Source organism: Novosphingobium cyanobacteriorum (assembly GCF_029436685.1).
GTDB classification, from domain to species: domain Bacteria; phylum Pseudomonadota; class Alphaproteobacteria; order Sphingomonadales; family Sphingomonadaceae; genus Novosphingobium; species Novosphingobium cyanobacteriorum.
In genome coordinates, this window is sequence record NZ_JAROCY010000004.1 from 212,329 (window position 1) to 222,500 (window position 10,172).

The following is a 10,172-nucleotide window of genomic DNA, read 5'->3' on the forward strand; positions in this document are numbered from 1 at the left end:
CCCGGTCAGCCCTGTTTCTTCAGTGCGGCGAGCGCGGCGAAGGGGCCGGACGAGGGATCGCCCGCAAGGTTGTGCTCTGCCCGCGCGCGGTCCGCCTCGGGCCCTTCGGCAAAGGGATCGATGGCAAGCGCGAGGGTCTGGGCGATCGCCTCGCCCAGATCGAGGGTGACGCCTTCGTATTCGATCTCGTCGCAATCTTCGGCGGTGATTTCCAGCTCCTCGTCCACATGGGCGGCGGCGGGGTGGACGAAGCGCAGGTTCACCGGCTCGTCGATCTTCACCGGGAAGTCCTCGCCCGAAATGGCGCAGGGCTGGACAATGGCGGCGGTGAGCCGGCCGGTGGCGGTGACCGCATCGCCTTCCCGCACAAGGCGTACTTCGGCGCGCATTTCGTCAATCGCGGAAATGCCGAAGCGGCCGGCCAGGCGGCGGCACTCGGCCTCGTCAGGCACGAGCACCACGGGATCGGCCACGATGTGGCGCACGTCGACGATGCGGGAGAACTCGCTCACCGGCCGATCTCCCCATCGAGCACGCGGAAGGCTGGCACGAGCGCGAGCCCGGCGGCAAATGCACGGGCGCGGCGCGCGACGACCAGCGGATCGGCCCCTTCGACCAACGTGACATTGCGCCCGACAGCCTCGGCCAGCGCCTGTTCCCCGGCATCGAGCGCATCGCGATAGGCGCCGAGGCGGCCGCCGAGCGTGCCCATCAGCTTGCCCACATGCTTGCCCACGATCACATCACCCACGCCGGATTCGCGCAGCTGGCCGTCCATGTCTTCCACGAACAGTTCGGTCAGACGCACGGACGGCTCGATCAGCTCCGGCTCGCGCTCCATGCGCAGCAGCACGATGGAGAGGACCAGGGTGACCGCATCGAAGCGCCCTGCGACGGTGTCGGCCACGCCGCAATCGCGGTACCATTCCTTTTCGCGGGCGATCTCCACCACGCGATACCACAGCGGGCGGGCGACATCGCGGTCATCCTTGCGGGCACCGAAAAGGCGGGTCAGCAGCGACATGGCCGAGGCATTCCTTTCACCGCCCCCTGTTCAGGAGGCATTCAATAGCGGTAATCCATCGCCACGGGGCATCGCGCGCGCAGCCGGCATTGCGGTGGCGCGGCGATGCCCCTAAGGCAGTGGCGATATAGGGTGAAGGCGCGGGAAGGCAAACGGCCCGCGCGGGCATCCGGCGACGATGGCCTTTCGTGATGGCCCTTGAGCATGGCGGAGTTTGGAATGCGGATTGACGGGCGGATCGGGCGGAGTGGCCTTGCTCTGACGCTGGCGGTGCTGGCGGCGGGCTGTTCCAGCATCCGCGACCACCGCGGCTACCTGATCGATCCGGCGCTGACCGATTCGGTGCAGCCGGGCGTGGACAACCGCGTTTCGGTGGAACGATCGCTGGGCCAGCCCACGTTCAAGAGCCAGTTCGGCAAGCAGAGCTGGTATTACGTGTCGATCGACACCAAGCAGAAGCCGTTCACCCGGCCACGCACCAGCAACGAAGTGATCATGAAGATCGACTTTGACCCCGCCGGCAACGTGGCCGCCATCCAGCGCGGCGGCATGGAGCACGTGGCGCGGATCAACCCCGACGGCCACAAGACCCCGACGCTGGGCCGCGACCGCAGCTTCTTCGAAGACCTGTTCGGCAACATCGGCGCCGTGGGCGCGGTGCCGGGCGCGACCAACCAGGGCGGGCCTGCGGGCACGGGGCCGAACGGGAGCTGATTGCGGGCTTTCGAGGTCTGGGTTTGAAGGGGGCGGCCTTTGCGGGTCGCCCTTTTTTGTTTTTGGTTCGCGCAGATGGCGCAGAGGACGCGGAGGGATGCAGGCAGGGTTGCGCCGTCGGTTTCGCGTAAAGACGCGAACCCGCGAAGAGGAAGCGACCAGTGGCCCTGTCGTCGCTTCCGGCAAAGCAGCGTTGTTGCCGCAGAACGTTGTCTGCGGAGCTTTCTCACGTTTTTGCGTCTTCGCGTCTTCGCGCGAAACGGATTTCTTCCCGACCACTCCGCCTCCCGCTTCGCAGGCGGTCCCCCTCGCCATTTGTCCTGCGGAAAAACGGCGACGAACTGAGGAGGCGCTTAGCCTCCTTGCAACGCGCCGGCGGGTTCCCATATGCCGGGCATGGACGATAGCAGGGCCAGCCACGGCCTGATCCAGTGGCACGGGACCACCATTATCGGGGTCAAGAAGAACGGCCGGACCGTGATTGCGGGCGATGGCCAGGTTTCCATGGGCAACACGGTGATGAAGCCCAATGCGCGCAAGGTGCGGCGGATAGGTGATGGCAAGGTCATCGCCGGGTTCGCGGGCGCGACGGCGGATGCGTTCACGCTGTTCGAGCGGCTGGAGCGCAAGCTGGAGCAGCATCGTGGGCAGCTGATGCGCGCGGCGGTGGAGCTGGCCAAGGACTGGCGCACCGACAAGTACCTGCGCAACCTGGAAGCGCTGATGATCGTGGCCGATGCGGAAACGATGCTGATCCTGACGGGCAATGGCGACGTGCTGGAGCCCGAAGGCGGCATTGCGGCGATCGGATCGGGCGGGAACTATGCGCTCGCCGCGGCGCGGGCACTGACCGACTATGAGGACGACGCCGAGAAGATCGCCCGCCGGGCGATGCAGGTGGCGGCGGAAGTCTGCGTGTTCACCAACGACCGGGTGACGGTCGAGGAGATCTAGTCCCCCTCCCGCCTGCGGGAGGGGTCAGGGGAGGGCCTGTTCGCGGCATTCCCCAACATGCCCTCCCCCGACCCCTCCCGCAGGCGGGAGGGGAGAAGAGTGGACTCAACGCCCTTCGTGCAAGCGGAGGGGAGAAGAGAGAAACGATGAACGATTCCCTTACGCCCAAGGCCATTGTCCGCGCGCTGGACGAGCATATCGTGGGGCAGACCGCCGCCAAGAAGGCGGTGGCAGTGGCGCTGCGCAACCGCTGGCGGCGGCAGAAGCTGAGCCCCGAGCTGCGCGACGAGGTTTCTCCCAAGAACATCCTGATGATCGGGCCGACGGGCTGCGGCAAGACCGAGATCAGCCGCCGGCTGGCCAAGCTGGCCGATGCGCCGTTCGTGAAGGTGGAGGCGACCAAGTTCACCGAGGTCGGCTATGTCGGCCGCGATGTGGAGCAGATCGCCCGCGACCTGGCCGAGGAGGCGATCCGGCTGGAGAAGGAGCGCCGGCGCGGTGCGGTGCGCGATGCCGCGAGCAAGGCGGCGATGGATCGCCTGCTGAAGGCGCTGGTGGGCGATGGCGCGAGCGAGGCGACGCGCGAGAGCTTCAAGCAGCGCCTGTCCGACGGTTCGATGAACGATGTCGAGGTTGAGATCGAGGTGGAGGATGCGCCCTCCATGCCGATGGAGATCCCCGGCATGGGCGGCGGCATCGGCATGATCAACCTGTCCGACATGATGGGCAAGGCGTTTGGCAAGCAGGCGTTGAAGCGGCGCAAGATGCGCGTGGCCGATGCCTGGGACAAGCTGGTGGACGAGGAGTCCGAAAAGCGGATGGACCAGGACGACGTGGCGCGTGAGGCGCTGAAGAACGCCGAGACCAACGGCATCGTGTTCCTGGACGAGATCGACAAGATCGCGGTGAGCGACGTGCGCGGCGGATCGGTGAGCCGCGAGGGCGTGCAGCGTGACCTACTGCCGCTGATCGAAGGGACGACGGTGGCCACCAAGTATGGCCCGATGAAGACCGACCACGTGCTGTTCATCGCCAGCGGCGCGTTCCATGTGGCCAAGCCGAGCGACATGCTGCCCGAACTGCAGGGCCGGCTGCCGATCCGGGTGGAGCTGAAGGCGCTGAGCGAGGACGACTTCGTGCGCATCCTTTCGGAAACGCGGGCGAACCTGGTGGAACAGTATTGCGCGCTGATCGGCACCGAGCAGGTGACGCTGGACTTCACGCCCGAAGCCATCCGCGCCATCGCCCGCACCGCGGCGCAGGTGAACGAAAGCGTGGAGAACATCGGCGCGCGGCGGCTGCAGACGGTGATGGAAAAGCTGCTGGAAGAAGTGAGCTTCGACGCCGAGGACCGCGTGGGGACCACGGTGACGGTGGACGAGGCCTATGTCGCCGAGAAGCTGGGCGGGCTGGCGGCGAACGCGGATTTGAGCAAGTATATCTTGTAGGATCGGCAATGTTCCTGCCATGTTCCATAGATCGACTCGTTGGGAGAGTGACCATGGTACTTGCGGGCGGGTGTCATTGCGGCGCGGTGCGATACAGAGTGGACGGGGCCCCTATGCACGTCGCGCTTTGCCATTGCAGCGATTGCCGCAAGAGCGCGGGCGCGCCGATGGTCTCTTGGGCGATGTTCAGGGAAGACCAGTTCGTTGTGACGCAAGGCGAGGTGACCACGTGTAACTCGTCAGGCGCATCGATGCGCAGCTTCTGCCCGAGATGCGGCACCGGTCTGTTTTTCACCAATGCCGAGACACTGCCGGGAATCGTTGATGTGCAGTCAGCCACGCTGGATGATCCCGACCAATTGCCGGCCCAAGTCCATATCCAGACAGCGGAGCGCATCAGCTGGATGGCAGGCCAACACACCTTGCCCGAGTTTGCGCGTTTTCCTGGTGAGGAGTAAGCAACCGGGATGACCTACCAGACACCCGAAGACCGCCCGATCTATCGCCTGCTGACCGGCAAGGATGACCGTGCCTTTTGCGAGCGCGTGACGGAGGCGCTGGCGCAGGGGTGGCGGCTCTATGGCTCGCCATCGATCACCTATGACGGCGGGATGGACTGCGTGAAGGTGGCGCAGGCGGTGGTGTGGCACGAGGCCGATGTGGTGAAGTGAGGGCGGGCATCACCGCGAGCGTCGAGCCCCACCCCGCTGCGACTAGCGGACCTGCGGTTCGGCAAGTCTTGCTGCCCCTCCCCGGCGGGGAGGGGGTGGGGGCAATTGCCTGCGGGGGCTACTCCGCCGCTTCGCTGAAAGAGTCGCTTTCGGCGGCCTGGCGAGCCCACATTTCGGCGTAGAGGCCGTCGCGGCGGAGCAGGTCGGCGTGGCTGCCCTGTTCGGCGAGGCGGCCCTGGTCGAGCACGAGGATCGTGTCGGAATCCGCGATGGTCGATAGGCGGTGCGCGATCGACAAGGTGGTGCGGTGGCTGGCGACGGCGCGCATGGTGCCGAGGATGTCCTGCTCTGTGCGTGTGTCCAAGGCGCTGGTGGCTTCGTCGAACAGCAGGATCGGCGGGTTCTTCACAAGCGTGCGGGCAATGGCGACGCGCTGCTTTTCCCCGCCCGAAAGCTTCAGCCCGCGTTCGCCGACTTCGGTATCGAGGCCCTGCGGCAGGCGGGCGATGAAATCGGCGATGGATGCGCCCTTTGCCGCCGCGGCGACGTCTTCGGCGGTCGCGCCTTCACGGCCATAGGCGATGTTGTAGCCGATGGTGTCGTTGAACAGCACCGAATCCTGCGGAACGATGCCGATGACGGCGCGCAGGGAGGCCTGCGTGACCTGTGCGATATCCTGCCCGTCGATGAGGATGCGGCCCGAAAGCGGATCGTAGAAGCGGAACAGCAGGCGCGCGATGGTGGACTTGCCCGCGCCGGAGGGGCCGACGATTGCGACGCGGCTGCCTGCGGACACTTCGAAAGAGAGGCCATGGAGGATGGTGCGATCAGGGTCATAGCCGAAGACCACGTTGTCAAAGACGATCGACGGCTGGCGCACCACCAGCGCTGGCGCGCCGGGGGCATCGGCCACTTCCACCTGCGTGTCGATCAGGCGGAACATCTCGGCCATATCGATCAGGCCCTGGCGGATGGTGCGATAGACCATGCCGAGCATGTCGAGCGGGCGGAACAGCTGGGTGAGGTAGGTCTGCACGAAGACGAGCTGGCCGGCGGTGTATTCACCCTTGGCCCAGCCCCACACGGTGTAGGCCAGGGCCCCCGCCATCAGCAGGTTGACCACCAGGGCCTGCGCGATGTTGAGAAGGCCGAGGCTGTTCTCGCTTTTCACCGCAGCTTCGGCATAGGCGCGGGTGGCGGCGGCATAGCGGGCTTCTTCGCGCGCCTCGGCCCCGAAATACTTCACCGTCTCGTAATTCAGCAGCGAATCCACAGCGCGGGCGAGGGCCTGGCCATCGAGCCGGTTCATCCGTTCGCGCAGGTGCGTGCGCCATTCGGTGATCGCGCGCGTGACCCAGATATAGGCGACGACCGCGAGCCCCGTGGCGGCGACGAGGCCCCAGCCGAAGTTCAGCTGGAAGATCACCGCGACGACGATGAGCTGAAGCACCGTGGGCGCAATGTTGAACAGCATGAAATAGAGCATCGTGTCGATGCTCTTGGTGCCGCGCTCGATCACCTTGGTCACCTCACCCGTGCGCCGGGCGAGGTGGAAGCGCATGCTGAGGCGGTGCAGGCGGGCGAAGACGTTTTCCGCCAATGCGCGCGTGGCGTCCTGGCCGACGCGTTCGAACACGATGTTGCGCAGGTTGTCGAACGCCACGCCACCGAAGCGGCCCGCAGCGTAAGCGAGCACGACCAGCATGACAAAGACCAGCGGCTTGGGCCCGGTAACGTTCATCGCGTCGACCGCCCACTTCAGGGCATAAGGCAGCGCCAGCTGGATGCCGGTGGAAATCAGGATCAGCCCGCAGGCGGCGATGATGCGCCAGCGCAGCGCCGGATTATCATGCGGCCACAGGTAGGGCAGGAAGCGGCGCAGGGTGTTCCAGCCATCGTGGCGGGCGGCAGGATCGCGGGTGGCGGTATCGGGGGGCATGGCGTTGCAGATAGGCATTTTACGCCGATCCGCCAGTGGGGAGATGTTTGCAGGGGCGAAGAAGGGTTTGGGGATTGGCTTGGCTCTGTCCGGACGGCAATTGTAGATCGTGGCTGCCATGCTACGTTGAGCGCATGACATTCTACCCAGAGTTTCAGCCATCCCGCCTGCGCGAGATAGTGTGGAACATGTGGGACCCGATCGGTCTGGCAGACGGAAATGGCCGGTACGGTGCTGATTGCGCCGACGAGTACGACAGCTATCTCCTGCAGGTTGTCAGCCAGCTTTGTAACGGCCGTTCAAGGGACGAGGTTGCAGCTTATCTTGTCGACATAGCGACCGAGCACATAGGTTTGGGTGACGCAGACCCAAACGCGGCGGCGGCGACCGCGAATGCAATCTCAAACTACCTTACATCTTTGCCGGATGGCCCGAAGGCAGTCCGTTGAGCCCTTGCCGGTTTAAGGCCTAGAGCAGAACGTTGTCCGGCAGGTCGAAGAGGATGCGTTTGGCGGCGAAGTCTATCGCCACGCGGTGGAACAGGCGCAGCTGGTCCATGCCGAGGAGCAGGGCGGGGCGCTTGACCATGCCGAGCCGTTCGAACGGCGGCGCATCGGCGAAGGCGATCATCGTGTTGCTGACGGTGACGCTGCCGAACTTTAGTTCACGCGCGATGCCAAGATCGGCGGTGATCGCCTGGCCGGTGACGGACATCAGCTGCGTGGTCTGCTGCTTGTGCCTGCGGGCGAGCTGCCTTTGCAGGGCGCGGTTGCCGATGGACGTGTCGGACCCCGTATCGATCACGACATCGGTGCGCACGCCATCGATGATCGCGTTGGTCATGATCAGCTGGCCCGAGCGGCGGCGCGCGGTGACGACGATATCGAACCCGCCATTGCCACCCAGCATCTCGGCATCGCCGATGGCCATGCGGTTGCGGTCAAAATCGAGCAGCACCCGCTGGCCCTGCAGGCTGTCGAGCCCGACGATGCCATCGGCACCGATATGCGCATCGTCAAGCAGCGGCGCGGTTAGGCCATAGAAGCTGCGGCGGCCGAGGTTGATCTCCTCCACATCGACCAGATCGACCTGCTGTTCGCCCGCCACGCCCACGATCAGCGCCTGACCGCTGGGCGCAAGGCCGAGCCGGGTGGCGACATCGCGCGAGAGCACGGTGCGTTCCGCGCCGGTATCGATCAGGAACGCGAAAGGCCCCTTGGCGCCGATGCGCACGGGCACGGTCATCCGGTCATGCGCGTCGGTGCGGGTGGACAGGACATCGACCGCGGCGGCATCGGGCGCGCCCTGCTGCGCAACGGCGATCGGCAGGCTGGCGATGGCTGGAGCCACCGCGGACAGGCTTGCAGCGGCGGCGGCGATCAGCGGGTGGATGGCCATGGCGTGTTCTCCCAGATGGGAAACCTTACGCCTTTGCCGCGCCCTGCGCCATGGCGGAATGCCGAAGGAACGGCAGCCCACGCAGGAAGGGCACGGTGGTGGCGATTTCCGCCAGCATGCCTGTGATCTCGGCAAAGAGCGGATGGCGCACAATGCGCAACATGGCGAGCCACAGGGCCACGCCGGCGAACACCATCAGCGCGTTCTGCGCCAGGCCGCTGCGCGCGGCGGGCGCCCACAGCGCATAGGACAGCAGCAGCGGCGCAACGGCGGCCACGGTGACCGCTGCGCTGCGCAGCCAGACCGACGCAAGATCACGCCACGAGAAGCCGAGCATCTCGCGCATGAAGGGAGCATAGACCACGACCCACAGCACCCCATGGGCAAGCCGGCTGGCCGCTACCCACGCGAGGCCAAACGGCGCGGCGAGCGCGAGTAGCACCACCGAGGCCACGGTTTCGGCAAGGTTGCGGTGGAGCAGGCCCTTCATCCGGCCCAGCAGCAGCGGCAGGTCCGCGTTGAGCGGCAGCGCGACATAGCAGAGCTGCGACAGCGCGATCCACCACAGCAGCGGCGCGGCGGCCAGCCAGCGCGGGCCATAAAGCGTGGACACGAGCGGTTCGGCCAGAACGGCGATGCCCGCCATCGCAGGCCAGGTGACGCCGGTATAGGCCGCGACTACGCGCAGGTAAGGCGGGCCGAGCGGATCACCGCTATCGCGCACACGGCGGAAGGCGGGGTAGAACACGCCCGTCACCGCACCCGCCACCAGCATGCGCAATTGCAGAGCAAGGCCCGAGGCACGGGCGAAGAGGCCGACGGCGGCGCTGTCTATCAATCGGCCGATGACCAGTTCAGGCGCGCGGGCGGTGACCGAATTGCACACCGCCTGCACCGAATTGGTACCGCCCAGCTGCAGCACCGGCCCCGCATCGCGCAGGCGCAGCGGCCAGGGAAGCATCAGCCCGGTACGCCACTGGCTGATCACAAGCCGTGCGCCCTGCTGCGCAAATGCGCCCCACGCCAGCGCCAGCGCCCCATGGCCGAGCACGGCGAAGGTGACGGCGGCGGCGGCGTTGCACACCGAGGAGCCGACCTCGATCATGGTGTTGGACCTGTAGTCCATGCGCCGCTGGCAGGTGGCTTGCGGCACGATCGACAGCGGCACCAGCAGATAGGAGCAGGCGACGACCAGCGTGACCGGCAGAAGCGCCGGATCGCGATAGAAGTGTGCCACAGGAACGGCGGCGGCGATGGCCAGCAGCGCGATGCCCCAGGCGAACAGCACCGAGATGGTGAAGGCGGTGTGCAGCTTTTCGGGCGTCAGCTCGCGCTCGCCATTGATATAGCGGGTCACGCCGAAGTCCTGCAGGAAGGCGACGATCGTCACGGCGGCAAAGGCTATGGAGAAGAGGCCGAGCTGCGCCGGGGTGATGAACCACCGCGCCAGCACCACGCTGGTGGCGAACTGGATGGCAAAGGACGTGTATTGCGAGACCAGCGCCCAGGCGGCGGCGGTACGCACGGACATGACTGGGGCCGGCGCCAGCGACGTGGGCGCCGGCCCGGCTGCGGCGGCGGGGGAAGGCGTATCCATCGTGTTCAGCCTTCCGTTTCGAACATGCTGGGCATCACCGCGCCGCGCGATGCACCGCGGGTGTGCGCCTGTCGCCGCCAGCGCAGCATGGGCTTGGCCAGCGCCGGCATCACCTGCCACAGCGCGAAGGACAGCGCCCAGACCCGCCCGGTCAGCAGCCGCCGGGCCGCGCGCAGTTCTGCCAGGCCGCGCCTGGTATCGCCATCGACGATGCGGTCGATCGCGTGTTCGAGCGCCAATGCTTCTCGCGATTCGGCAATCAGGCGACGGACCAGGGCGGCTTCGGGCGCGTCAACGGGCAGGGCGGTGAGCACCTTTTCATAGACGCGGATATTGCCGACCAGCATGCGCCCGCCATTGGCCGAGGCGCTGCCAGCGCGCACGCGATATTCGCCCAGCACCTTGTCGACATAGGCGGCATGGCCGC

12 protein-coding genes (1 of these 12 running past the window's edge) are annotated in these 10,172 nt (G+C 66.4%); 6 read left to right on the forward strand and 6 right to left on the reverse strand.

Annotation, left to right across the window (positions count from 1 at the left end; genetic code table 11):
• Positions 1 to 5 precede the first annotated feature (5 nt).
• Positions 6 to 512 carry a YceD family protein gene (locus POM99_RS05880; RefSeq protein ID WP_277275927.1) on the reverse strand — a complete coding sequence of 169 codons (507 nt, stop codon included), beginning with the start codon at positions 510 to 512 and terminating at the stop codon, positions 6 to 8.
• The gene (locus POM99_RS05885) at positions 509 to 1,024 is read right to left on the reverse strand and encodes a ubiquinol-cytochrome C chaperone family protein (RefSeq protein WP_277275928.1); all 516 of its coding nucleotides are present in this window, start codon (positions 1,022 to 1,024) and stop codon (positions 509 to 511) included. The genes POM99_RS05880 and POM99_RS05885 overlap by 4 nt, the downstream gene beginning before the upstream one ends.
• Before the next feature lie 204 nt (positions 1,025 to 1,228).
• Here POM99_RS05885 and POM99_RS05890 point away from each other — a divergent pair, with 204 nt between their 5' ends.
• The 5 genes from POM99_RS05890 (at position 1,229) to POM99_RS05910 (ending at position 4,811) form a co-directional block, all read left to right on the forward strand.
• Entirely contained in the window at positions 1,229 to 1,738 is a 510-nt protein-coding gene (locus POM99_RS05890) for an outer membrane protein assembly factor BamE (protein WP_277275929.1), read from the forward strand.
• A gap of 396 nt (positions 1,739 to 2,134) precedes the next feature.
• Positions 2,135 to 2,692, forward strand: coding sequence for an ATP-dependent protease subunit HslV (hslV, locus tag POM99_RS05895; protein WP_039333452.1), 558 nt, complete (start codon positions 2,135 to 2,137; stop codon positions 2,690 to 2,692).
• A gap of 146 nt (positions 2,693 to 2,838) precedes the next feature.
• Positions 2,839 to 4,140: an ATP-dependent protease ATPase subunit HslU gene (gene hslU / locus POM99_RS05900; protein WP_277275930.1), complete on the forward strand. Its 1,302-nt coding sequence runs from the start codon at positions 2,839 to 2,841 to the stop codon at positions 4,138 to 4,140.
• A gap of 53 nt (positions 4,141 to 4,193) precedes the next feature.
• Positions 4,194 to 4,598: a GFA family protein gene (locus POM99_RS05905; RefSeq protein WP_438822988.1), complete on the forward strand. Its 405-nt coding sequence runs from the start codon at positions 4,194 to 4,196 to the stop codon at positions 4,596 to 4,598.
• Positions 4,599 to 4,607: 9 nt separating this feature from the next.
• Positions 4,608 to 4,811 (forward strand): DUF1737 domain-containing protein, encoded by a 204-nt coding sequence (locus tag POM99_RS05910; protein ID WP_277275932.1) that lies wholly within the window; start codon positions 4,608 to 4,610, stop codon positions 4,809 to 4,811.
• Between the two features lie 118 nt (positions 4,812 to 4,929).
• On the opposite strand, the gene POM99_RS05915 is transcribed toward POM99_RS05910, so the two are convergent.
• Positions 4,930 to 6,750 (reverse strand): ABCB family ABC transporter ATP-binding protein/permease, encoded by a 1,821-nt coding sequence (locus tag POM99_RS05915; protein ID WP_277275933.1) that lies wholly within the window; start codon positions 6,748 to 6,750, stop codon positions 4,930 to 4,932.
• A 134-nt stretch (positions 6,751 to 6,884) separates the two neighbouring features.
• Between POM99_RS05915 and POM99_RS05920 the strand changes: the two genes are divergently transcribed.
• Positions 6,885 to 7,199 carry a hypothetical protein gene (locus POM99_RS05920; RefSeq protein WP_277275934.1) on the forward strand — a complete coding sequence of 105 codons (315 nt, stop codon included), beginning with the start codon at positions 6,885 to 6,887 and terminating at the stop codon, positions 7,197 to 7,199.
• A gap of 19 nt (positions 7,200 to 7,218) precedes the next feature.
• On the opposite strand, the gene POM99_RS05925 is transcribed toward POM99_RS05920, so the two are convergent.
• The 3 genes in view from POM99_RS05925 to POM99_RS05935 are tightly spaced (at most 25 nt apart) and all read right to left on the reverse strand, a layout consistent with a single transcriptional unit that may run on beyond the window.
• On the reverse strand, positions 7,219 to 8,148 hold the full coding sequence (locus POM99_RS05925; RefSeq protein WP_277275935.1) for a retroviral-like aspartic protease family protein: 930 nt from the start codon (positions 8,146 to 8,148) through the stop codon (positions 7,219 to 7,221).
• 25 nt (positions 8,149 to 8,173) lie between these two features.
• Positions 8,174 to 9,745, reverse strand: a complete 1,572-nt coding sequence (locus POM99_RS05930) for an oligosaccharide flippase family protein (protein WP_277275936.1) — start codon at positions 9,743 to 9,745, stop codon at positions 8,174 to 8,176.
• Positions 9,746 to 9,750: 5 nt separating this feature from the next.
• Positions 9,751 to 10,172 carry the final stretch of a glycosyltransferase family A protein gene (locus POM99_RS05935; RefSeq protein WP_277275937.1) on the reverse strand. It continues 604 nt past the right edge of the window, so only the last 422 of its 1,026 coding nucleotides appear in the window; its start codon lies off the right edge, out of view; the stop codon is at positions 9,751 to 9,753.